The organism is Streptomyces sp. NPDC031466 (genome assembly GCF_055581265.1).
This window is the reverse complement of sequence record NZ_JBVIJT010000009.1, coordinates 149,446-173,249: the sequence shown is the minus strand read 5'-3', so window position 1 is coordinate 173,249 and position 23,804 is coordinate 149,446. Positions and strand designations below refer to the sequence as shown.

Here is a 23,804-nt window from a genome sequence, read left to right as displayed (position 1 = left end):
ACGGGCTCCCTCAGACCTCGTACGGCTGGACGACGATGAAATTGCCGGGAGCGCCACGGAACTGGAGATTCACGCTCTCCCCCGTGGAACCCGCGTAGGCGTTGCTGCGCATCCGCACCTGGCTGGAAACGATCGCCTGAGCGGCGGCCGACCAGGCGACGACGGCGTGGCAGTCGGCGAACGTCGTCGGCGTGACGGGCAGGACCACGGGCACGCCGTGGGTCTTCACGACGACCGTGCCGGTGCCCTGGAACTGCATGACGAACAGCGCGCCGCCGGGGATCCCGTGGCCCTCGATCCTGCGTACCTCGTGCTGGAGGGACTCGTCGAAGGCAAGGACGTTCTCCGCGGAGACGCAGATCGCGTCGCCCTGGAGCTCGATGGGGTGCAGGTGGTTGGCCTCCTCGGCGAGGAAGACCTGGCCGCGGCCGGAGCAGCGCATGAGCTGCATCTCCTGGCCGGTGGCGTTGCCCACGATGCGGCCGGCGAAGCCCGCGCCCTTGTAGCCGAACTCGACCTTGCCCTGGTAGAGCACCATGCTGCCCTGGCGGGCGAGGACCGGCTGGTCGGCGACGCCCAGATCGACGCGGATCAGCTTCTCGTTCTGCTGCGTCCAGCGCCGGCCGGTGGGGGCCTCGCGGTACTTCTGGAGGGCGGCGGCCACACCGGCGCCCTGGGGTGCGGCGCTTTGCGGGGCTCCCTGGGGTGCCTGGGGCGGGCCGGGGAACTGCCCGCTCGGCGGCTGCTGGCCGTAGCCGGGCGGCATCGGGGCGGCGGGCTGCTGACCGTACCCCGGAGGCATCTGGGCCTGGGGCTGCTGGCCGTACCCGGGCGGGAGCGGTGCGCTGGGGCCCGGAGCCTGCGGGGGCGGCGTCTGGCCGTACGGCGGGGGCTGCGGGGGCTGCTGCTGGTCCGGCTGGGCGTACGGCGGCTGCTGACCGGGCAGGCCGTACGGCGCGGGGGCCGGCGGCTGGAGCACGGGGGCCACGATGGTCTGCGCGGCGTGCGTCGGCGGGGCGGCGGGAGCGGGCGCCGGGGGCGGGGTGGCGCTCTGGGGCGGCGCGAAGCTCTGCGCGGGGGCCGGGGCGGGTGCCGCGGCAGCGGGGGCGCCGAACGCGGGCGGCGCCGAGGCCTGCGCGGGGGGTGCGAAGGAGGGCGCGGCGGCCTGCTGCAGCGCCGGGGCGGGCTCCTCCTCGGCGACCTCGCCGCCGAAGTTCTTCAGGAGGGCGTCGAGCCCGCCGTCGAAGCCCTGGCCGATCGCGGCGAACCGCCAGACGTCCTTCAGGTAGAAGTCACCCAGCATGACGGCGCGCTCCGTGGAGAACTCCGCGCCGGTGAACGCGTAGCGGGCCACTTCCTCGCCGCCCGCGACGATACGGATGTATCCGGAGGCGACCTGTGACATCTGCCCGGCGCCGTCGATGGTCGCGGTGAACGACAGCCGCTGGATCTGCTGCGGGACGCGGTCGAGCGTGACGCGGAAGGACTCGGTGTCGCCCGCCTGCGCGCCGAGGAGCTGGATCGACTCCTCGGGCGACTTCGGCTGGTTGAAGAAGATGAAGTAACGGTCGTCCGAGAGGCGCTCACTCGCGTCCAGGCCGAAGCAGCTGATGTCGAAGGTCAGCCCGGGGGCCGAGATCTGCACACCCACGTACAGATCGGTCCCTGCGGTGAGGTCACTGATCTTGGCCTTGTGGCCGCGTTGGAATTCCCTGGCCATACGTAACGACCGTCCCCCATCCCGAGTGAATGCGTCGCGCCAGGCTAACCGCAAAGTCGGACACCGGACCAAGCCGGTACAGACCCGCTACACAACCGGCGGACCGGGCGGACGTTCACCTCTCGCGCGAGGTGGGCGGATGGGGCAGGCGGGTGGCCGCGACCACTCCTTCGAGGTACCCCCTGGCCCGCTCCGTGCGGGGGTAGGCCTCCAGGAGCCGCCAGAAACGCGGGCCGTGTCCGGGGACCAGAAGGTGGGCCAGTTCGTGGACGAGGACGTAGTCCACGACGTACTCCGGCATCCCCTGGAGTCGATGCGAGAGGCGGATGCTGCCCTCCGAAGGGGTGCAGGAGCCCCAGCGGGTGTTCTGGTTCGTGACCCAGCGAACGGAGGTGGGCCTGGCCCGGCCGTCGAAGTACTGCTCGGACAGCTGCCCGGCGCGCTCGATGAGCTCCGCGTCACCGATCAGGCGCTTGCTCTCCTGCGCCGCGAGCTTGTCGAGCATCACATCGACCCAGCGCCGCTCCTCCGCCTCGGACATCCGGGCGGGGATCAGGACGACGGTGCGCTCGCCCTCCCGGTAGGCCGAGACCGTCCTGCGGCGGCGGGCGCTGCGTCTGACCTCGACCGCGTCCGCGAGCGCGCCGGGGGGCGGCGGACTGGTGGTCGTGCTGCGCTGTGGAGTCGTGGCGCGAGGCGCTGAGGTCTCCCCAGCGACGCGAGAGGACGGGTCGGCGGGCACGCCCCGACGTTACCCGCTGGGCGTGGGGGAAGTCCCGCCTCCGGGACGGTTCGGCGCCGATCCGCTTCCAGGCGATTTGCCCGGGGCGACGGGTGGCCGTGGTCGGGACGACTGCTCGGCCCGAGGCCAGGACGACTGCTCGGTCCGAAAGCAGGACGACCGATTAGTACGACAAACACACCGTGCCTGTGGACAACGGGACGCGGGCTTTCGGCGAGGCGGGCATTCTGGCATTCGATCGGCGCGGCGGACGGGAGCGCGCCGACCGGACGACGGGGGACGACCATGCATCCGACCTTGAAGCCCGCGCTGCGGCGCGGCTGGCGGGACCTGAGCACCGTGCAGTTCGGGGTGGCGCCCGCGCATGCCCTGGTGCTCGGTCCGATGGACACCGCGACGGGCAGTTTCCTGACGCTGCTCGACGGCACCCGCGGGCTGCCGCTCCTGCGCGAGGAGGCCAAGCGGATGGGGCTGCCCGAAGGGCACGTGGACCGGCTGCTGGCGGAGCTGTCGCGGGCCGGCCTGCTCGACGATGCGACGGGCGGCGGCCCGGCGGCCGACGCCCTGCGCGGGAGGAGCGGCCCCATGGACCGGCTGCGGGCCGACCTGGCCTCGCTCTCGCTCCTCGCCTCCGAACCGGGTGAAGCGATGGAGAAACTGGCGGCACGCCGGGGCACGCGCGTGCGTGTCCAGGGTGCGGGGCGGGTGGGCGCCGTGGTGGCCTCCCTCCTCGCGGGGGCGGGCGTGGGCCGGGTCGAGGTGCTGGACGGTGGCCATGTGGAGCCGTGGGACGTCGCGCCGGGCGGGCTGCCGGCCGAGGCGATCGGGGAGCGCAGGGACACGACCGCACGCCGGCTCGTGCGGCAGTCGGCGCCCGACCGGTCATCGCGGGCCCCCCGCTCGGCCTCGGCCCAGGAGGGGGAAGCCGGGCTCTCCCTGGTGATCATCGCCCCGCGGGACGGACTGGACGCGTACGCCCCCGACGCGGCGGCCGCGGCGGACCTGCTCGCGGCGGGCACACCCCACCTCTACGCCGGAGTGATCGAAGGGACGGGTGTGGTGGGCCCCCTCGTCCTGCCCGGGACGACCGCCTGCGCGGGCTGCCTCACCCGCCGGCGCTCGGACCGCGATCCCACCTGGGCCCGGATGCTGGCCCAGTGGCGCTCGGGCAGAGCATGGCAGGTGCCCGCGTGCGACCTGGCCCTGTCGACCTCGGTGGCCGGGATGGTCGCAGGGCATGCGCTCGCCTTCGTGGACGGGACATCAGCTGCCTGCGCGGGAGTCCGCTGGGAGGGGTCCGTTCCTGGCTTCGACTGGCACACTCGCCCGATTTCACCCCATCCCGCCTGCCCTTGCGGGGCCGGTGCGCACGTTAAGGGGGATCGGCTCACCGCGGAGATGGACCAGCACGCAACAATGGCCGGGTAACCGCCTGCGAGGGCGTGGCTGTCTGGGACTTGGAGGGGCGCATGTCTGATCTTCCCCGGAAGGCGGTCACCCGAACCGCCAAACTGGCCGCGCTGCCGCTCGGCTTCGCGGGACGCGCGACCTGGGGGCTCGGAAAGCGGATCGGGGGCAAGTCGGCGGAGATCGTCGGCCGTGAGCTGCAGCAGCGAACCGCGGAGCAGTTGTTCAAGGTCCTGGGCGAGCTCAAGGGCGGCGCCATGAAGTTCGGGCAGGCACTGTCCGTCTTCGAGTCGGCGCTGCCCGAGGAGGTCGCGGGGCCCTACCGCGCGGCGCTGACAAAGCTCCAGGAGGCGGCGCCCCCGATGCCGACGAGCACCGTGCACACCGTGCTCAGGGAGCGGCTCGGTGAGGACTGGCGCGAGCGGTTCCTGGAGTTCGACGACAAGCCGGCGGCTGCCGCGTCGATCGGCCAGGTGCACCGGGCGGTCTGGGAGGACGGACGCGAGGTCGCGGTCAAGGTGCAGTACCCGGGAGCGGGCGAGGCGCTGCTGTCCGACCTCAACCAGTTGAGCCGGTTCGCCCGCCTCCTGGGGCCGCTGATACCGGGGATGGACATCAAGCCGCTCATCACCGAGCTGCGCGACCGGGTCTCGGAAGAGCTCGACTACAGTCTGGAGGCGCAGGCCCAGGAGGCACACGCCCTGGAGTTCGCCGACGACCCCGACGTGGTCGTGCCCGGGGTGGTGCACCAGAGCGAGCAGGTCCTCGTCACCGAGTGGATCGGCGGAATACCCCTGTCCGAGGTGATCGCGAACGGCACCCAGGAGCAGCGCGACCGGGCGGGCCAGTTGCTTACCCGCTTCCTCTTCTCGGGTCCGGCGCGCACGGGGCTGCTCCACGCCGACCCGCATCCGGGCAACTTCCGCCTGCTGCCGGACGAGAAGAGCGGCTGGCGGCTCGGTGTCCTGGACTTCGGCACCGTGGACCGGCTGCCGGGCGGATTGCCCTCGCCCATCGGTGAATCCCTGCGGATGACGCTGGACGGTGAGGCCGACGCGGTCTACGACATGTTGCGCGAGGAAGGGTTCGTCAAGGAGAGCGTGGAGCTCGAACCGGACGCGGTGCTCGACTACCTCCTGCCGATCATCGAGCCGATGCTGGTGGAGGAGTTCACCTTCACCCGGGGCTGGATACGCAGCCAGGCCGCCCGGGTCGCCGACCCCCGCTCCCCCGCCTACCAATTGGGCAAGCGGCTGAATCTCCCGCCGTCGTATCTGCTGATACACCGCGTGACGCTCAGCACCATCGGGGTGCTGTGCCAGCTGGGCGCGACGGTGCGGATGCGGGACGAGCTGGAGGAGTGGCTCCCCGGCTTCGTGGCCGAGGTGGAGGAGCAGGCGGAGGCGCGCGAGGAGGGCGAGGCGGCGGTGGAGGCCTGAGCGACGGAGGCCCGGCCCGACCGAGGAGGCCGGCCCCTGTGCTGACGCACAACGCAGCGCGGAGGCCGGTCCGGTCGGACGGCCCCCGCGAAGTTCACTGACTGCTACTGCCTGCTGTTTCTTGTTACTTCTTGTTACTGCATGAGCGCCATGGCGAGCGCGCGCCGGGCGCGCAGCGAGGCGCGCTCCGCGCGGCGCTGCATGCGGCGGGCCGCCAGCAGGCGCTCGGCCGGGCGCTGCGCGTCGGCCTCACGCAGTCGTTCGTGCATATGCGCACGAGCCATGGCTTCTGGGATGAGTTGCATCTCTCGGGTCCTGTTCTGGCGCGAGGTGTGCGCGCCGGTGGTGGTGAAGTCTCGGGTCGCGGAGCCTGCGGGCTCGCGGGTGGCTGTCTTCATCGGGGCCTGCTTCTTGGGGTCGTGCGTCAGGGGGCGATCGATTGTTCCGGCGGTGTTCATGCGACGACCGGGTTCTTGCGCGGGCGGCCGCGGGGCCGCTTGCGGGCGACCACCACACCCTGGACGAACAGCTCGCCGCCCCAGACGCCCCACGGCTCACGCCGCTCCTTGGCGCCGGCGAGGCAGGCCTCCATCAGCGGGCAGGTACGGCAGAGGGACTTGGCGTACTCGACATCGGCCGGGGACTCCGCGAAGAAGACCTCGGGGTCGTAGGCACGGCAGGGAACGGGTACGCCGAGGTTCTCGATGGCGTCGTCGAGCGCGGTGAGCGCGGTCAGGGGGGTCAAGGCCGGGTCCTCCGTGGGCGTGTGCGGGGAGATCGTCTGTGAAGGCGGTACGGACGGGGCGTGCGCTTCGAGTTGCACGGTGGTGTTTTCCTCGTCTGGTCGTGCCGGCCTGGGTCGGCCGGTTGGCGGCTGGTACCGGGTCTTGCTTTGGCCCCTTCGCTCTGTCTCCCTGTTTCGGGGAAAACAGAAGGGCCGCGGATCCCGGGTGGGGTTCCGCGGCCCTGAAGGCGCCTGTCTGATCGAGATCAGACTGGATCACTCCAGGGTTCGAGCCCACGGAAGGCCCACATCGTGTGGTGCTGCGTCGTCTGCTTGCGGAATCCGGCACCGACCGCCGCGAAGGCATAGGCCTGGGCCTGCGTCTTCGCTACTGCTGCTTCCGGTGCCTCGGTCGGTCGCTCATTGCCCTCGATGGCCTCACCCATGGGGAGACCGGCGAGAGGCAGGGCGGACAGCGGACGCACGGCGGCGATACCGCCGGACAGACCGGTGCCCTGGTGCGAGAAGCCGAGCAGGCAGGAAGCGACGACCGAGCGATCGGTCATTTTGACGGTGCTGATGAAGCTCTCGTTGATGCTGATCACTGGAATTCGCCTCCTCTCGGCGTCTATGGGATCGACCGGAACCGATCCAGCGGGGCTGACAAGTACAGCACGGGACCAGGGCTTCGGAGAAGCCGCCGTTCCCGTGCTTAAGAACCTATGGGTCATCCTTGCGCATGCGCAAACTATTTTTTCGACGAGTTTGAATCACTCGTCGTCGGCGCCCCTTACATAGTCCTGACCTGCGCAGATGGCGAGCACCTCGGCGCCGAAGCGGTGGAACTTGCGGACACCGACCCCGGGGATGCGCGCCAGCTCGCCCTCGTCGTCCGGCACGGCCTCCGCGATGGCGATCAAGGTCTTGTCCGTGAAGACGCAGTACGCGGGCTGCCCCAGCTGCTTCGCCTGGACGGCACGCCATTCCCGCAGCCGTTCATAGAGCCCCTCGTCCATGTCCGACGGGCAGTCCTCGCACCGCATGAGCTTCAGCTCGCCCGCGTCGGTGAGAGTCCTGCCGCAGACCCGGCAGCGGGCCGGGGCGCGATTCTTGCGCTGCACGCGGCCGACCGCCGTCGCCGGGCCCTCCCCTGCGCTGCCGCGCTCGACGCCGCCGGGACCGCCACCCGCCGCGCGTCCCGCGGCGCCCGCCCCGGAGCCCGGGCGCAGCCCATCCAGGAAACGGGTCGGGCGGCGGTTGGGACGGCCGCCCGGCGAACGGGACAGGGCCCAGGACAGGGAGAGGTGCGTGCGGGCGCGGGTCACCCCCACATAGAGGAGGCGGCGCTCTTCCTCGATCTGCTCGTCGGTCTTGGCGTAGGTGATCGGCATCATGCCCTCGGCGAGACCGACGAGGAACACGGCGTCCCACTCCAGGCCCTTGGCCGCGTGGAGCGAGGCCAGCGTGACGCCCTCGACGGTGGGGGCGTGCTGGGCGTTCGCCCGCTCGTCCAGTTCGGCCACCAGGTCGGCCAGGGTCGCCTCCGGCTTGGCCCGCGCGAAGTCCTCGGCGAGGCGCACCAGCGCGGCCAGGGACTCCCAGCGGTCACGGACCGCGCCCGAGCCCGCGGGGGGCTGGTGCGTCCAGCCCTTGGTCGACAGCACGGCCCGTACCTGGGAGGGCAGGTCGACCACGTCGTCGAGGAGCGCGTCGTTGCCCCCGAAGCGGGCGGCGCCGCGCAGGGCCGCGCCCGCCTCGCGGACCTCGGTGCGCTCGAAGAACCGCTCGGCGCCGCGCAGTTGGTAGGGGACGCCGGCGTCGGCGAGTGCCTGTTCGTAGATCTCGGACTGCGAGTTCGTACGGAAGAGGACCGCGATCTCGCTGGCGGGGACGCCGTCGGCGAGGAGGGCCCGGATGCGGCGGGCGGCGCCTTCGGCTTCGGCCGGCTCGTCCGCGTACTCCGTGTAGACCGGTTCCGTGCCGGGATCGCGCTGGGAGATCAGCTCCAGGCGGTGGTCGGCGGCACGGCCGCGGGCCTGGGAGAGCAGGCCGTTGGCAAGGTGGACGACCTGGGGGGTGGAGCGGTAGTCGCGGACCAGCTTGACGACCGTGGCTCCCGGGTGGCGGGTGCGGAAGTTCAGCAGGTGGTCCGGGGTGGCGCCGGTGAAGGAGTAGATCGTCTGGCTGGCGTCGCCGACGACGCAGAGACTGTCGCGCTCCCCCAGCCACAGCTCCAGGAGGCGCTGCTGGAGGGGGCTCACGTCCTGGTACTCGTCCACCACGAAGTGCTGGTACTGCGTGCGGACCTGCTCGGCGATGTCGTGCCGGTCCTGGAGGATGCCGACGGCGAGGAGCAGGACGTCCTCGAAGTCGATGACGGCGCGGTCGCGCTTGAGGTCTTCGTACGCGGCGTAGAGCTGGGCGATCTCGGCGGGGTCGCGCGGGACGAGACGGCCGGATTTGGCCGCCGCGGCCGCGTAGTCCGAGGGGACGGTCTGGGTGACCTTGGACCATTCGATCTCACTGGTCAGATCGCGCAGTTCGTTGCGGTCCAGGCGGATGCGGCAGGCGGCGGCCGCGTCCGCGACCAGCTTGATCTTCCGGTCGACGATCCTCGGCAGGGAGCCACCGACTGCTTTCGGCCAGAAGAACTGGAGCTGGCGCAGGGCCGCGGAGTGGAAGGTGCGGGCCTGTACGCCGGAGGCGCCGAGCTGGCGCAGTCGGCCGCGCATCTCGCCGGCGGCGCGGTTGGTGAACGTGACGGCCAGCACGCTGGCGGGCTGGAGGATGCCGGCGCGCACCCCGTAGGCGATCCGGTGGGTGATCGCCCGTGTCTTGCCGGTGCCGGCGCCCGCGAGGACGCACACCGGCCCGTGCAGGGCGGTGGCCACCTCGCGCTGCTCGGGGTCGAGCCCGGCGAGCACCGCGTCGGCAGAGTCCGGGACCTGCGGGAAGAGGGTGGTGTGCGTTGCTGATGTCACCCTGCCATGCTGCCAGGTCGCCGGGGGCGGGCGAGCCGGTTGTCCACAGGGGGGCGGGTGCGGTCGTACTAATGCGGGAATGGCGGCCGGGTCCCGTACGTTCGTCTCAGTGCGAGACGCACCCGAGCTACGAAGGAGCACGACACACATGCCGGGCACTGTGACGATGTACAGCACCACGTGGTGCGGCTACTGCCGCCGCCTCAAGGGCCAGATGGACCGCGAGGGCATCGGGTACACCGAGATCAACATCGAGCAGGACCCCGACTCGGCGGCCTTCGTCGAGAAGGCGAACGGCGGAAACCAGACAGTTCCCACCGTTCTCTTCCCGGACGGCTCGACGCTCACGAACCCCTCGCTCGCCCAGGTGAAGCAGAAGCTCGGCGCCTGAGGTGCGGCGAAGGCCGGGGGCCGGGGCCGGTCAGCCCACGGTCCCCGGCTTCGGCAGGGGCTTGCCGTACCAGAGTTCGATCAGTCGGGCCGCGATCGAGATGCCGTAAGGAGGCAGGACCTCCCCGGACTCGAATGCGGCCCGCAGGTCTTCCCGGGAGAACCAGCGGGCCTCGTGGATCTCCTCGCCGTCGACGTTGATCTCCGAGGAGGTCGCGTCGGCCATGAAGCCCAGCATGAGGCTGGAGGGGAACGGCCAGGGCTGGCTCGCGACGTATTCGACGTCGCCGACCGTGACGCCCGCCTCCTCGAAGACCTCGCGCCGCACCGACTGCTCGATGGACTCGCCCGGCTCGACGAAGCCCGCGAGCGTCGAGAAGCGCCCTTCCGGCCAGTGCATCTGCCGGCCGAGCAGGATGCGGTCCGCACCGTCCCTGACCGCCATGATCACCGCGGGGTCCGTGCGCGGGTAGTGCTCGGCGCCGCACGCCTGGCAGCGGCGGATGTGGCCCGCCGCTGCGATGACCGTGCGCTCGCCGCAGCGGGAGCAGAAGCGGTGCAGGCGCTGCCAGTTCTCCAGGGCGACGGCGTGCACCATCAGGCCCGCGTCCCGGGGTGAGAGCAGCAGCCCCGCCTCGCGCAGCCCGGCCGGGCGCGCCGACTGGTCCATGCGGCCCGGCAGGGTGTCCTTCTGAAGCGCGAAGTAGCTGACGCCGTCGTCGTCGGTGCCGAGGAAGTAACGGTGTTCCTCGGTGAGCGGCGCCTCGAAGGCCGGGGTCATCACCAGCTCGGTGCGGCCTTCGGACGTCTCGTCGATGAGCACCTGGCCGCCGGAGACCACGAAGACCCGGGTCGTCGGGTGGCTCCAGGCGGCGGCCAGCCAGGCCTCGTCCATGCGGTGATGGGCCGCGCGGTCGATGCCGCTCGGCTCGGTCAACGACACGGGGCGCTCGGCGGTGCTGTCGGTCCAGGTGGTCACAGGTGCTTCCTACTCCCCCGGTGGAATGGGTGGGTTCAGCCAGGCGTGCGGCAGGACGTGGGCGGCGTCGCGGGGGCGGTCAGGGCGCATCGCGCCAGTTCTCCGCGAGATCGCCCCACAGGTAGGCGGCCGTCTCGACGCCCTTCAGGAGGAGGTCGATCTCGACCTTCTCGTTCGGTGCGTGCCAGCCGTCGGACGGGACGGAGATGCCGAGGAAGAGCACGGGTGCGACGAGGACGTCCTGGAGGTCGGCCGCGGGTCCGGAGCCGCCCTCGCGCGTGAAGCGGATCGGCTGCTCGAAAGCGCGGCCCATCGCGCGGGCCACGGACTCGAGGGCCGGGTGGTCGAGCGGGGTCAGACACGGGCGGGTGCCGGGGCTGAAGGTGACGGTGTGGCGGATTCCGGCGGGCACCTGGTCGGCGGCCCAGGCCCGTACGGCCTCTTCGACGTGTGCCAGGTCCTGGCCGGCGACCAGCCGGAAGGAGATCTTCACCAGGGCGGACGACGGGATGATCGTCTTGCTGCCCTCGCCCTGGTAGCCGCCGCCGATGCCGTTGACCTCGGCCGTCGGGCGGGCCCAGACGCGCTCCAGGGTGGTGAATCCGGCCTCTCCCCGGGTGCCGTGCGACTTCGCGGTCCGCAGCCAGCGCTCCTCGTCGAAGGGCAGCTCGGCGAAGAGTTCGCGCTCGCGGTCGGTCAGTTCCGTGATGCCTTCGTAGAAGCCGGGAATCGCCACGCGCCCGTGCTCGTCGTGCAGGGCGGCGACCAGGCGGGCGATCTCGGTGGCCGGGTTCGGCACGGCGCCGCCGAACGAGCCGGAGTGGATGTCCTGGTCGGGGCCGTGCAGCACGATCTCGCACTCGGCAAGGCCGCGCATGCCGGTGCAGACCGTGGGAGTGTCCCGCGACCACATCCCGGTGTCGGAGACGATCACCGCGTCGGCGGCGATGCGCTCCTTGTGGGCCTCGATCAGCTCGCGGAAGTGCGGGGAGCCGGATTCCTCCTCGCCCTCGACGAGCAGCTTGAGGTTCACGGCCGGCGCGCCGCGGCCGGTGGCGGCGAGGTGGGCCCGGACGCCGAGGGTGTGGAAGAAGACCTGGCCCTTGTCGTCGGCCGCCCCGCGCGCGTGAAGACGGTTTCCCTGGACGACCGGCTCGAAGGGGTCGGTCGTCCAACCGTCCTCGCGGGCCGCCGGCTGGACGTCGTGGTGGCCGTAGACGAGCACCGTCGGGGCCTGCGGGTCGTCCGAGGGCCACTCGGCGAAGACGGCGGGCGCTCCCGGGGTCTGCCAGACCTCAGCCGTCGGGAAGCCGGTCTCCTTGAGGGCGGCGGCGAGCCACTCGGCACTGCGGCGCACGTCCCCGGCGTGGTCGGGCTGGGCCGACACGGACGGGATGCGCAGCCACTCGGCGAGGTCGTCGAGGAAGGCGGCACGGTGGTTCTCGATGTACGTGCGGACGGCGCTGTCCGGTGTCTCGCTCATGGTCACGAGCCTATCCGCCGTCCGGGGCGGGCTCGTCCGGTGGTTCCGCGAGGAGCAGGCGTTCGAGCTCGGTCCGGCCCGGGAGGTTCCTCGGCCGGGCCGTCTCCCCGCTGCGCACATACAGGAAGGCGGCCTTCACCGATTCCAAGGGGACGCCCTGCTGCTCGGCCCAGGCGAGGCGGTAGACGGCGAGCTGGAGCGGGTCGGCGCTGTGGGTGCGGCTGGTCTTCCAGTCGACGATCTCGTACGTCGTGTCGTCTCCGTCACCTTCCTTGTAGACGGCGTCGATGCGTCCCCGGATGACGCGGCCGGCGATGACGAACTGGAAGGGCACCTCGACGCGGTGGGGCGTGCGGCGGGCGTACTCGGTGCGTTCGAAGGCTTCCTTGAGGGCTTCCAGATCGCGCTCGTCGGCGATCTCGGCCTCGTCCGGGCCGCCGCCGGGGAGGTCCTCGGGGGCGAGCATCGGCAGGGTCAGTTCTTCGAAGCGGGACTCGACCCAGGCGTGGAAGCGGGTGCCGCGGCGGGCGGCGGGCTGGGGCGGGCGGGGCATGGGCCGGGCGAGGTCCTTGGCGAAACCGTCGGGGTCGGCGGCCAGGCGCATCAGCTCGGACGCGGTGAGCGACGACGGCACGGGGACGTCCCTGACGGCCTCTCGGGCACGCAGGAGCTCTCCGGCGAGGGCGTCCAGGTCGCGGTCCCAGGAGGCGAGGGTGCGGGCTTCCTCGGGCGTGAGACGGGTCTGCTCGCCCCGGGTGCCTTCGCGGTCGGCGGGGTGCGGGCGCGCTCCGGAAGGCTGCGCGGGGAGCGATACGCGCGCGTGAGCCGCCGACGCGGCGGGACCGGCGGGGCCGCTTCCCTCGGCGGGAGGGGTGTCCGCGGGGCGCGGGATCGTGGGGCGCTCCGTCGCCAAGGAGTCCCAGTCCGCGGGGTCGGCGCCGGCTTCGGCGTCGGGGAAAACGGTGTCCCTGTAGGCGTCAGGGAAATCGACGTCTCCGTAGGGGCCGTCTTCGTCCTCTGGAGGGGGCGGCCACTGCGGGTCCTCGGCCGGCGGGATGTCGTCGTGCGCCGACGGGTGGACCTCCGTGTGGGAGCGGGCGGGTTCCGGCGTGCCGTCGCGTGTCAGGCGCTCCAGATGGTCGAGGACGGTCCGGGCGGCGGCGCGGCGGCGGGCCAGGGAGGCGTCGTCCAGCGGCAAAGGCCACGCCTGGTCGGCGCTCGCCTCACGCAGGGCGGGGTTCTCCTCGTCCTCGGCCGGCTCGTCGGCCCAGGCCTCGATCTCGCCGTGGCCGGCCACGCAGTGGTCGTGCAGGGCCCACAGGAAGTCCGAGGGGCCGCGCGGCTTCTTCTGGGAGGGGCCCCACCAGTGGCCCGAGCCCAGGAGCAGGGAGCGGGGGCGGGTGAAGGTCACGTAACCGAGGCGCAGTTCCTCGGTGCGCTGGTGGTCCTTCATGGCTTCGTGGAAGGCCTTCATGCCCTTGGCGTCCCACGTCTCGATGTCGGGCAGGGTGGCCGCGTCGCCGCGCAGTTCGTGCGGGACGACCTTGGCCTGGGCGGTCCATTTCTCGCGGCCCTGAGCACTCGGGAAGGTGCCGTCGACCAACCCGGGGACGGCGACGACGTCCCACTCCAGGCCCTTGGACCGGTGGGCGGTGAGCACCTTGACGGTGTTCTCGCCGCCCGGCAGGGCGTTGTCGAGGCCCTTCTCGTACTGCGCGGCGGTGCGCAGGAAGCCGAGGAAGGCGAGCAGCGTCGCGCCGCTGTCGTTCGCGGCGAAGGAGGCGGCGACGTCCAGGAAGTTGGAGAGGGTCTCGCGGCGGCGGGCCGCGAGGGCGCCCGGCGACGCGGACAGCTCCACCTCCAGGCCGGTCACGGCGAGCACGCGGTGCAGGACGTCCATCAGCGGATCGGACAGCGATCGCCGCAGTTCGCGCAGTTCGGCGGCGAGCCGGGCGAAGCGCACCCTGGCGTCGGCGGAGAAGGGCAGGCCGTCGTCCCGGCCGGACGCGTCGTCCGGGCCCAGGGGGGACTCCAGGAAGGTGTCGAGGGCGTCCGCGAGGGATATCACCTCGGCCGGGTCGACCCCTTCGACGGCCTCGGCGAGGCGCCGGTCCGGGTCTTCGGGGGCGGTGTGCCCGGGGCGGACGAGGAGGCGGGCGCGGCGGCCGAGGAGGGCGAGGTCGCGGGGGCCGATCCGCCAGCGTGGTCCGGTGAGCAGCCGCACCAGGGAGGCGTTCGCCCCCGGGTCCTGGAGGACCTCGCAGACGGCCACGAGGTCGGCGACCTCGGGAAGGTGGAGGAGGCCGGAGAGGCCGACGACCTCCACGGGGATGTCACGGGCGACGAGCGCGCCCTGGATCTCGGCGAAGTCCGTCGCCGTGCGGCACAGGACGGCGATCTCGCCGGGGGCCTTGCCGGTGCGCACGAGGTGGGCGATCGAGTCGGCGAGCCAGTCGATCTCCTCGGCGTGCGTGCGCAGCAGGGCGCAGCGCACCATGCCGTCGCGCTCGGCGCCGGGCGCGGGGCGCAGTGCCTCCACGCCCGCGTGCATCGCGCGCAGGGGCTCCGCGAGGGTGTTGGCGAGGTCCAGGAGGCGGCCGCCGCTGCGGCGGTTCTCGCTGAGCGCGTGCCGGGTGGCGGGGCGGCCGTCGGCGTACGAGAAGTGCTCGGGGAAGTCGTCGAGGTTGGCCACCGAGGCGCCGCGCCAGCCGTAGATCGCCTGGCAGGGGTCGCCGACCGCCGTCACCGGGTGGCCCGTGCCGCCGCCGAACAGGCCGGACAGGAGGATGCGCTGGGCGACGGACGTGTCCTGGTACTCGTCGAGGAGTACGACGCGGAACTCCTCCCGCAGGATCTCGCCGACCTCCGCGCGCGTGCGGGCGAGCGTCGCGGAGAGGGCGATCTGGTCGCCGAAGTCGAGGAGGTCCCGGGAGCGCTTGGCCGCGCGGTACAGCCCGACGAGTTCGGCGAGCTCCAGACGAGCCGCCGCCGTCTCGGGGACCTTGCGCAGGTCGGCGTTGGAGAGCTTCACGCCGTCCAGGGCGCGCAGCAGTCCGGTGTCGTACGCGCGAAGGCTCTCGGGTCGTACGAGGTGCTCCGCCAGCTCGCTGTCGAGGGCGAGGAGGTCGCTGACCAGGTCGGGGAAGGAGCGGGTCAGGGCCGGATAGGGCCCTGGGGCCTCGCGCAGCACGCGTGCGGCGAGCTGGAAGCGGGTGGCGTCGGCGAGCAGCCGGGAGCTCGGCTCCAGGCCGATGCGCAGGCCGTGGTCGGTCAGCAGGCGGCCCGCGAAGGCGTGGTACGTGGAGATGACCGGCTCGCCCGGCGGATTGTCCGGGTCCACGGCCTCCGGGTCGGTGACGCCGGCCCTGATCAGCGCCTGGCGCACCCGGTCGGCCAGCTCACCCGCCGCCTTGTTCGTGAACGTCAGGCCGAGGACCTGCTCCGGGGCGACCTGGCCGGTGCCGACCAGCCAGACCACGCGGGCCGCCATCACCGTCGTCTTGCCGGAGCCGGCTCCGGCCACGATCACCTGCGGGGCGGGCGGCGCGGTGATGCAGGCCGTCTGCTCCGGGGTGAACGGGATCCCCAGGAGCTCCTTGAGCTGCTCGGGGTCGGTGATACGAGGTGGCACGTCAGAGAGGCTAGCGGTGGCCACTGACAACCGGGACGAGCCGGTCGCCCGCGGCCACCGCCGTCACACGCGTGCGTCAGGAGCTCATGAGTTCCTTGAGGTCCATGATCTCGCCGGCCGGCGGGGCCTTGACCTCGACGGGCTTGCCGTAGTCGGAGAAGTACATCGTGCCCGGGTCGTCCTTGCCCGTGTTGACGACCTTCAGGAAGTAGGGCTTGCCCTCGGCGGCGACGTAGAAGGTGGACTTCTTGCCCGACTTGCTCTTGGTCAGGACGGCCGCCGTCTTGCCGTCGACCTCGGCGTCCTTCTCCCGCTTGAGGCCCTTCAGCTCGCCCGACTTGAACATGTCGTCCGCCTGGCAGGCGCCTTCCTTCTTCTGGTTGGGCGTCTTGACCCACTTGTCCTTGAGACGCGAGGCCTGGGAGCCGCCCATGGCGTCCTTCCAGAACGCCTCGTCGCCCTTCATGTACTGATTGCCGTCGACGACGAGCAGCTCGGCGGCGCCCTGGGCGCCACCGTCCATCTTGCCCTTGCACTCGCCGGACTTGGCGACCGAGAAGTCGACCTTGATCGACTTCCCGTCCTGCTCACCCTTGCCGGAGACCCGGAAGGAGCCCGCGTCCTTGGAGGCGTCGGACGCCTTCTTGGCGATCTTGTCGGCGCTCATCCCCTCGAAGGGGTCCTTCTTCTCGTCGTCGCTGCCGCAGCCCGCCAGGCCGATGACGGCGGCGGAGCAGGCGACGGCCACCGCAAGGAGCTTCCGATTGGCTGCCATATGTACGTGTCTCCTCAAAAATGGTGCACCGCTGATCGGTGCACAGCATGTCTTTACTGAGACCTTAGATCGCTGGACGGAGTGTTCCGGCACCAGGTCACTCCACGACCTGCCGCCCCTCCGGGCGCGCGCTGCACGAGGCGCGGAAGGCGCAGTGGGTGCAGTGCTGGCCCGTGGTGGGCGTGAAGCGTTCGTCGAGCACCTTGCCCGCGGCCGTCGCGAGGAGGTCGCCGATCCACTCTCCGGAGAGGGGCTCCTGGGCCTGCACCTTGGGGAGGGTGTCGCCGCCGTTCTTCTTGGCGGCGCCTTGGCGCAGCTGCACCAGTTCGGCGCCGCCCGGCTCGGGACGCGCGCCCGCGAAGACGTCGTCGGCGGCGCCCTCGCGGATCGCGAGCTGGTAGACGGCGAGCTGCGGATGGCGGGCGACCTCGGCGGCGGTCGGGGCGTGCTTGCCCGTCTTGAAGTCCACTACGTAGGCGCGGCCTTCCGCGTCCTGCTCGACGCGGTCCATCGAACCTCGTACGCGCACTTCGTAGGGGCCCGCTTCGAGCGTCACGTCGAAGCTGTGCTCGCTGGCGACGGGTGTGCGGCCGCCGCGCGTGCCGTTGGAGTCGACGTGCCACTGGAGGAAGCGTTCGAGCGCCACGCGCGCGTGCTCCTTCTCCTGGGCCGACTTCCAGGGGGCGTCGAAGGCGAGGGCGTCCCACACCGAGTCGAGGCGCTCCATGAGGACGGCGAGGTCGGCGGGGGTGCGTCCGGAGGCGACCTCGTCGGCGAGGACGTGCACCACGTTGCCGAAGCCCTGGGCGGCGGTCGCGGGCGCGTCCGCCTTCACCTCGCGGCCCAGGAACCACTGCAGGGAGCAGGTGTTGGCGAGCTGGTCCAGTGCGCTTCCGGAGAGCACCACGGGCTTGTCGCGGTCCCTCAGGGGGACCTCGCTCACCGTCGGCTCGTACATGCCCCACCAGCGGTAGGGGTGGGCCGAGGGCACCAGCGGGCGCCCCTCGCCGTCGCTGAGCGCGGCCAGGCGTGCCAGGCGCTGGGCGGCCGCCTCGCGCAGGGGCTCCGAGACGCGCGGGTCGACGGTGGTGGCCCGCAGCTCGGCCACGAGCGCGGCCACGGACAGGGGGCGGCGGGGGCGGCCGGTCACGTCCTTGGGCTCGACGCCGAGTTCGGTGAGGAAGCGGGAGGGCTGGTCCCCGTCGTCCGCGGGGGCCTTGACCGCCGTCACGACGAGGCGCTCTCGCGCGCGCGTGGCCGCGACGTAGAAGAGGCGGCGCTCTTCGGAGAGGAGCGCTCCGGGGGTGAGCGGTTCGGCGAGGCCGTCGCGGCCGATGCGGTCCGCCTCCAGGAGGGAGCCGCGGCGGCGCAGGTCGGGCCAGAGGCCCTCCTGGACGCCCGCCACGACGACGAGCCGCCATTCGAGGCCCTTGGAGCGGTGGGCCGTCATCAGACGTACGGCGTCGGGGCGTGCCGCGCGACGCGTGAGTGTGTCCGCGGCGATGTCCTGCGCCTCGGTCTCCTCCAGGAAGTTCAGGGCGCCGCGGCCGCCGATGCGTTCCTCGGCGCGGGCCGCGGCGGCGAACAGCGCGCACACCGCGTCCAGGTCGCGGTCCGCGTTGCGGCCCGCCGCTCCTCCGCGCCGCGCGGTGCGCTCCAGACGCGCGGGCCAGGGCGTGCCGTCCCACAGCTCCCACAGGGCCTCTTCGGCCGTGCCGCCGCCCGCGAGGCGTTCACGGGCCTTGCGGAGCAGCGCGCCGAGCCGCTGGGCGCCCCGGGCGTAGGCGGGGTCGTGCGCGACGAGCCGCTCGGGCTCGGCGAGGGCGCGGGCCAGCAGTTCGTCGGAGGGCGGCGGCAGGTGGTTGCCCGCCGCGCGCTCCTCCTCGCGCAGGGCGCGACCGAGCCGGCGCAGGTCGGCGGCGTCCATCCCGGCCAGCGGGGAGGTCAACAGGGTCAGTGCGGTCTCGGTGTCGAGCCAGGAGGGCACGGTGCGAGCGGTCGCGGCGGTGCCCGCCGCGGTCCCGGGCGCGCCTGCTGCGGTCTCGGCCGCGTCTGCCGCATTCCCGGGCCCGCCTGCTGCGGTCTCGGCCGCGCCTGCTGCGATCCCGGCTGCGCCCGCCTCATTCCCGGGTACGCCTGCTGCGGTCCCGGTCGTGTCCGCCGCGATCCCGGGTGCGCCCGCCGCATTCCCCGGTACGCCTGCTGCGGCCCCGTCCGCCGCGACCCCGGTCGTGCCCGCTTCGGAGGGCGCGTCTCCCGTGCGCGGGGCGGCTTCTGCGGAAGGCGTGGCTTCTGCGGAGGACGTCGCTTCGGCGAGGGGCGGCGCCGTGTCGGGGCCGGGCAAGGGGTCCGAGGTCACCGTCTCCGGGGCGGAAGGGTCGGTGGACGCCTCCGAGATGACCGCCGTGGCCACCGCCCGCAGCGCGGTCAGCAGCGGTGTCACCGCCGGCTCGTGGCGCAGGGCGATGTCGTCGCCGTCGATCTCCAGGGGGACGCCCGCCGCGCTGAGGCTGCGGCGTACCGCCGGGATGGTGCGGGCGCCGGCCCTGACCAGGACCGCCATGTCGCCCCAGGGGACGCCGTCCTCCAGGTGGGCGCGGCGCAGGATGTCCGCGATGTTGTCCAGTTCCGTACCGGCCGTCGGATACGTGTACACCTCGACCCGGCCGCCGTCCCTGACCGGCGTCAGCTCCCGGTGGGCCCGCACCTTCTCCGCGGGCAGCCTGGTGAGCGGCATGCGGCGGGTGAGCAGCCGGGTGGCGTCGAGCAGCTGCGCGCCGGACCTGCGGGACGTCGTCAGGACCTCGACCGGCGCCGGCGTGCCGTCCACGCGCGGGAAGTCGTACGGGAACTCCAGGATGCCGTTCACATCGGCACCTCGGAAGGTGTAGATCGACTGGTCGGGGTCTCCGAAGGCGACGAGGGTCCGGCCGCCTCCGGAGAGGGCGTGCAGCAGCCGTACCTGTGCCGGATCGGTGTCCTGGTACTCGTCGACGAAGACGGCGTCGTACTGCGTGCCGAGTGCCCGCGCCACCTCGGGGCGGCGCGCGAGCAGCACCGCGCGGTGCACCAGTTCCGCGTAGTCGAGTACTCCTTGCAGGTCGAGCACGTCCAGGTACTCGGCGAGGAAGGCCGCCGCCGCCCCCCAGTCGGGCCGGCCGCTGCGGCGGGCGAAGGCGTCGAGGGCGGCCGGGCCGAGGCCCAGCTCGCGGCTGCGGGCGAGCACCGCGCGCACCTCGTCGGCGAAGCCGCGGGTGGTGAGGCAGGCCCGCAGTTCGTCCGGCCAGCGGACGTGCCCCCGGCCCTCCTTCGCGAGGTCGATCTGGCCCGCGAGCAGCTCTCGTACCGCCACGTCCTGCTCGGGACCGGACAGCAGCCGCAGCGGCTCGACGAACAGCTCGGCGTCCTGGTGGGCCCGGACGAGGGCGTAGCAGAACGAGTGGAACGTCGTGGCCTGTGGGGCGCGTGCCGCCCCTATGCGCAGCGCCATGCGGTCGCGCAGTTCGACGGCGGCCTTGCGGCTGAAGGTGAGGACCAGCAGCCGTGCGGGGTCCGCCCCCCGGGCGACTCGCGCGGCGACGGCCTCCACCAGGGTGGTCGTCTTGCCCGTGCCGGGGCCCGCGAGGACGAGGAGCGGACCGCTCTTGTGGTCAACCACCGCGCGCTGACCTGCGTCCAAGCGAGGGGGCTCCGTCCGAGCCGGCGGTGTGCGCACCAGTCGGTAGGCACCCGGGGACCCCTGTCGTACCTGGTGGTGCGACGGGTGCCGGATGTGCCGGGCGGAAGAGGGGGAACTCACGTGGGTCGCCGGTCCTGGTGGGGGTGCTGGTCGAGAAGTGGGCGCGCGGGGGTCATGAGGTGACGGGGATGCGCGCTGTCGACGCTACGCCAGTGGGCACGGGGGACGTGTGGGTTCCCCCGTACGGGCCACCGACTCCCCGCCGGGCCTCCCGATGCCGGAAGCTGTCAGGTGTGAGCCTTCGGAGCCTGCGGGCGCGCGTCATCCGTGCCGTCGCCCTGCGCCCCCAAGGGACGGACCGACATCACCTCCGCCCCCTCCGCGATGTCACGCACATCACTCACGTCGCGCACATCACACCCGTCCCATCGTGCCTGCCGCATGTCGAGCTTCGGGACGTGCCCTTGGGCGGCGCGCGCAGCCTGGCGCAAGGGGGTGCCCTCCTCGCGGTAGCGCTCCAGGGCCCGCAGTTCGTGCCCCGGCAGCAGGACGCCGTCGGAGCGCACGACACGCCACCACGGGACACCCCCTCCGTAGAGGGCCATCACGCGTCCCACCTGGCGCGGGCCACCCTCCTCCAGCCACTCGGCGACATCTCCGTACGTCATCACGCGCCCCGGAGGGATCAGTTCCGCGACGCCGAGGACCCGCTCCGCGTACTCCGGAAGCGCCTGTTCCGCCTCGGGCGGCGTCTGTCCCGCTCGGCTCTGCTCGCTCATCCGGACCATCCTGCCGTACCCCACCGACACAGTGGCCGGGCTGCCGCGCAGGGCCCCGGGAGGCGGCCCACGGGGCGCTCCGGGGTCCGCGATGTGCCGTTTCGTGACCACTTCGCGTCCTCGCGTTGCCCCCTGATGCCCCCCTGCGACGACGCGGCATGCCACCATCGTGCGGGCGGTGACTGGTGATACGAGATCAAGAAGAGACGACGGAGCAGCAGGGCGTGCATCCCGATGAGAAGGCGGGCACCTCTGCGTCCGAGTCACACCTGGACACCGGTGAGCCCGTCCCGACGAACGACGTCGACAGCCTCGGCCCCGACGACTGCGCCGAGGGCGGAGCCCATTCGGACCGCGTGGAGCGCGACGAACCGCTGCTCTCCGCGCGCGTGCACCGCCCCTCCGACCTCATGCGGCTGCTCGTCGGCGTCCTCGCGCTCGTGGTGCTCCTCTCGATCGCCGCGTTCGCGCACGGCACGACGTCCGGGCTCGAACAGGACATCGACAAGGGCACGGATCAGGCCCCCGATCTGCTGATCAAGGTGGCGGGGCTCGTCGCCAGCATCGGCGTGCTGCTCGTCCCGGTCGCGTTCGCGATCGAACGGCTGATCAAACGCGACGGCCTGCGCATCGCCGACGGGGTCTTGGCGGCCGTCCTCGCCCACGGTGTGACGCTGGCCACCGACCTGTGGGTCGCCAAGGCCGCCCCGGACTCCATCCAGGACGCGCTCACCAAACCGTCCCCTGCGGACCTCCACGCGTTCACCGACCCCGTGCACGGCTACCTCGCGCCCGTCATCGCGTACATGACGGCGGTCGGCATGTCCCGCAGGCCGCGCTGGCGCCTGGTGCTGTTCGTGGTGCTGCTGCTCGACGCGTTCACGATGCTCGTCACCGGCTACACCACGCCGTTCTCGATCCTTCTGACGGTGCTCATCGGCTGGACCGTGGCGTACGGCACGCTCTACGCGGTCGGCTCGCCGAACGTACGGCCCACCGGGCAGACCCTGCTCGCGGGCCTGCGGCACGTCGGCTTCCGGCCCGTGAGCGCCTCCCGTGAGGAGTCCCCGGACAGCGAGCACGGTGACCGGGGCCGCCGCTATTTCGTCACCCTGGAGGACGGGCCGCCCCTCGACGTCACGGTCATCGACCGGGAGCAGCAGGCGCAGGGCTTCTTCTACCGCGTCTGGCGCAGGCTGACACTGCGCGGCATCACGCAGCGGCGCAGCTTGCAGTCGCTGCGCCAGGCCCTGGAGCAGGAGGCCCTGCTCGCCTACGCGGCGATCGCCGCCGGGGCCAACGCCCCGAAGCTGATCGCCACCTCCGAACTGGGCCCCGACGCCGTGATGCTCGTGTACGAGCACACCGGCGGCCACTCCCTGGACTCCCTGCCGGACGAGGCCGTCACCGACGAGCTGCTGTGCGAGACCTGGCGGCAGGTACGGGCGCTGCAGTCCCGGCGCATCGCCCACCGCAGGCTCGCGGGCGACGCGGTCCTGGTGGATCGTTCCGGCGCGGTCATCCTGACGGACCTGCGCGGCGGTGAGATCGCCGCGGGCGACCTGGTCCTGCGGATGGACATCGCCCAGCTCCTGACCACCCTCGGCCTGCGGGTGGGCGCCGAGCGGGCGGTCGCCTCCGCCGTCGAGGTCATCGGTCCGGACGCGGTGGCCGACTGCCTCCCGCTGCTGCAGCCCATCGCCCTCACCCGCTCCACCCGCGCCACCCTGCGCAGACTGGCCCGGGAGCGGTCCCAGCGCGAGCGCGAGGCCGTCCTGGAGGCCTCCCGCAGGTCCAGGAGCGTGCGCGCGGAGGCAGCCGCGGAGGACTCGGCGGACAAGGCGCACCAGACGCTCCAGCCGCACAAGCCGTCGCAGAAGGCCGAGAAGCAGGCGGCCAAGCAGGAGCAGCAGGCCGAGAAGCAGGCCATAGAAGACGCCCTGGAGCAGGCCCGCGAGGAGGACCTGCTCACCCAGATCCGCCATCAGGTGCTGCTCATCCGCCCGACGGCGCCGGTCGAGCCGGCGCAGCTGGAGCGGATCAGGCCCCGCACGCTGATCAGTTTCATCGCCGGCGCCATCGGCGCGTACTTCCTGCTGTCGCAGCTCACCCACGTCGAGTTCGGCAAGCTCTTCCAGGAGGCCGAGTGGGGCTGGGTGGCCGCCGCCGTCGGGTTCTCCGCGCTGAGCTACTTCGCCGCCGCGATGAGCCTGCTGGGCTTCGTGCCGGAGCGGGTGCCGTTCCTGCGGGCGGTGGCGGCGCAGGTCGCCGGGTCGTTCGTGAAGATCGTGGCGCCCGCCGCGGTGGGCGGTGTCGCGCTCAACACGCGGTTCCTCCAGCGTTCCGGAGTGCGCTCCGGCCTCGCGGTCGCGAGTGTCGGCGCCTCGCAGCTCTTCGGGCTCGGCTCGCACATCCTGCTGCTGCTGATCTTCGGCTATCTCACGGGGACGGAGAAGACGCCGTCGTTCACGCCGTCCCGCACGGTCATCGCCGGGCTGCTGTCGGTCGCGGTGCTCGTCCTCGTCGTGACGGCGATCCCGTTCCTGCGGAAATTCATCGTCACGCGCGTGCGGTCGCTTTTCGCCGGTGTCGTGCCGCGCATGCTGGATGTGCTGCAGCGGCCGCAGAAGCTGCTCACCGGCATCGGCGGGATGCTGCTGCTCACCCTGATGTTCGTGCTCTGCCTGGACGCCTCCGTGCGGGCCTTCGGCAACGAGGAGATGACCTCGCTGAGTCTCGCGAGCGTCGCGGTGGTCTTCCTCGCGGGCAACGCCCTGGGATCGGCGGCGCCGACTCCCGGCGGTGTGGGCGCGGTCGAGGCGACACTGACGGTCGGTCTGATCGCGGTCGGTGTCCCCAAGGAGGTGGCGGCGCCCGCCGTGCTGCTCTACCGGCTCCTGACCCTGTGGCTCCCGGTGCTCCCCGGCTGGCTGTTCTTCAACCACCTCACAAGGAAGGGGCTGCTTTAACGCTCCGCGGAGCGCTGGGAGCGGCTCACCCCGCCCCCAGCAGCACGCCGCCGCGCTCGCCCGCCCACGCACCTCCACCTCACCCGCTCGGCCCGTGCCCCGAGCG

General features: G+C 72.4%; 16 protein-coding genes. 4 read left to right on the top strand and 12 right to left on the bottom strand.

Features of this window, described 5'->3' with window-relative positions; all coding sequences use genetic code 11:
- Positions 1-10 precede the first annotated feature (10 nt).
- Entirely contained in the window at positions 11-1,720 is a 1,710-nt protein-coding gene (locus ACZ5GP_RS23315) for a TerD family protein (protein ID WP_468752674.1), read from the bottom strand.
- A 115-nt stretch (positions 1,721-1,835) separates the two neighbouring features.
- Positions 1,836-2,462, bottom strand: coding sequence for a M48 metallopeptidase family protein (locus tag ACZ5GP_RS23310; RefSeq protein ID WP_468752673.1), 627 nt, complete (start codon positions 2,460-2,462; stop codon positions 1,836-1,838).
- Positions 2,463-2,747: 285 nt separating this feature from the next.
- On the opposite strand from ACZ5GP_RS23310, the gene ACZ5GP_RS23305 reads away from it, so the two are divergent.
- A complete protein-coding gene (locus ACZ5GP_RS23305) occupies positions 2,748-3,890 on the top strand; it encodes a ThiF family adenylyltransferase (protein WP_468752672.1) in 1,143 nt (380 codons plus the stop codon).
- A 41-nt stretch (positions 3,891-3,931) separates the two neighbouring features.
- Positions 3,932-5,308, top strand: coding sequence for an ABC1 kinase family protein (locus ACZ5GP_RS23300; RefSeq protein WP_468752671.1), 1,377 nt, complete (start codon positions 3,932-3,934; stop codon positions 5,306-5,308).
- Positions 5,309-5,442: 134 nt separating this feature from the next.
- Here ACZ5GP_RS23300 and ACZ5GP_RS23295 read toward each other — a convergent pair whose 3' ends face one another.
- From ACZ5GP_RS23295 to ACZ5GP_RS23280, 4 genes are all read right to left on the bottom strand, one after another.
- Positions 5,443-5,766: a hypothetical protein gene (locus ACZ5GP_RS23295; RefSeq protein ID WP_468752670.1), complete on the bottom strand. Its 324-nt coding sequence runs from the start codon at positions 5,764-5,766 to the stop codon at positions 5,443-5,445.
- Positions 5,763-6,131 (bottom strand): WhiB family transcriptional regulator, encoded by a 369-nt coding sequence (locus ACZ5GP_RS23290; protein ID WP_468752669.1) that lies wholly within the window; start codon positions 6,129-6,131, stop codon positions 5,763-5,765. Before ACZ5GP_RS23290 ends, ACZ5GP_RS23295 begins: the two co-directional genes overlap by 4 nt.
- A gap of 167 nt (positions 6,132-6,298) precedes the next feature.
- On the bottom strand, positions 6,299-6,637 hold the full coding sequence (locus ACZ5GP_RS23285) for a hypothetical protein (protein WP_468752668.1): 339 nt from the start codon (positions 6,635-6,637) through the stop codon (positions 6,299-6,301).
- A gap of 165 nt (positions 6,638-6,802) precedes the next feature.
- Positions 6,803-9,163 carry an ATP-dependent DNA helicase UvrD2 gene (locus ACZ5GP_RS23280; RefSeq protein ID WP_468752667.1) on the bottom strand — a complete coding sequence of 787 codons (2,361 nt, stop codon included), beginning with the start codon at positions 9,161-9,163 and terminating at the stop codon, positions 6,803-6,805.
- On the opposite strand from ACZ5GP_RS23280, the gene ACZ5GP_RS23275 reads away from it, so the two are divergent.
- Complete coding sequence (locus ACZ5GP_RS23275; protein ID WP_468752666.1) at positions 9,162-9,404, top strand: mycoredoxin; 243 nt, start codon at positions 9,162-9,164, stop codon at positions 9,402-9,404. The genes ACZ5GP_RS23280 and ACZ5GP_RS23275 overlap by 2 nt on opposite strands.
- A 30-nt stretch (positions 9,405-9,434) precedes the next feature.
- On the opposite strand, the gene nudC is transcribed toward ACZ5GP_RS23275, so the two are convergent.
- From nudC to ACZ5GP_RS23245, 6 genes are all read right to left on the bottom strand, one after another.
- Complete coding sequence (nudC, locus tag ACZ5GP_RS23270) at positions 9,435-10,382, bottom strand: NAD(+) diphosphatase (protein WP_468752665.1); 948 nt, start codon at positions 10,380-10,382, stop codon at positions 9,435-9,437.
- A 79-nt stretch (positions 10,383-10,461) separates the two neighbouring features.
- Positions 10,462-11,865 carry a dipeptidase gene (locus ACZ5GP_RS23265; protein WP_468752664.1) on the bottom strand — a complete coding sequence of 468 codons (1,404 nt, stop codon included), beginning with the start codon at positions 11,863-11,865 and terminating at the stop codon, positions 10,462-10,464.
- Between the two features lie 10 nt (positions 11,866-11,875).
- On the bottom strand, positions 11,876-15,496 hold the full coding sequence (locus tag ACZ5GP_RS23260) for a UvrD-helicase domain-containing protein (RefSeq protein WP_468752663.1): 3,621 nt from the start codon (positions 15,494-15,496) through the stop codon (positions 11,876-11,878).
- Between the two features lie 76 nt (positions 15,497-15,572).
- Positions 15,573-16,271 carry a hypothetical protein gene (locus ACZ5GP_RS23255; RefSeq protein ID WP_468752662.1) on the bottom strand — a complete coding sequence of 233 codons (699 nt, stop codon included), beginning with the start codon at positions 16,269-16,271 and terminating at the stop codon, positions 15,573-15,575.
- Between the two features lie 97 nt (positions 16,272-16,368).
- On the bottom strand, positions 16,369-20,070 hold the full coding sequence (locus ACZ5GP_RS23250) for an ATP-dependent helicase (RefSeq protein WP_468752661.1): 3,702 nt from the start codon (positions 20,068-20,070) through the stop codon (positions 16,369-16,371).
- A 167-nt stretch (positions 20,071-20,237) separates the two neighbouring features.
- On the bottom strand, positions 20,238-20,729 hold the full coding sequence (locus ACZ5GP_RS23245; protein WP_468752660.1) for an MGMT family protein: 492 nt from the start codon (positions 20,727-20,729) through the stop codon (positions 20,238-20,240).
- Positions 20,730-20,914: 185 nt separating this feature from the next.
- Here ACZ5GP_RS23245 and ACZ5GP_RS23240 point away from each other — a divergent pair, with 185 nt between their 5' ends.
- Positions 20,915-23,698 carry a lysylphosphatidylglycerol synthase domain-containing protein gene (locus ACZ5GP_RS23240; RefSeq protein WP_468752659.1) on the top strand — a complete coding sequence of 928 codons (2,784 nt, stop codon included), beginning with the start codon at positions 20,915-20,917 and terminating at the stop codon, positions 23,696-23,698.
- The last annotated feature ends 106 nt before the right edge of the window (positions 23,699-23,804 follow it).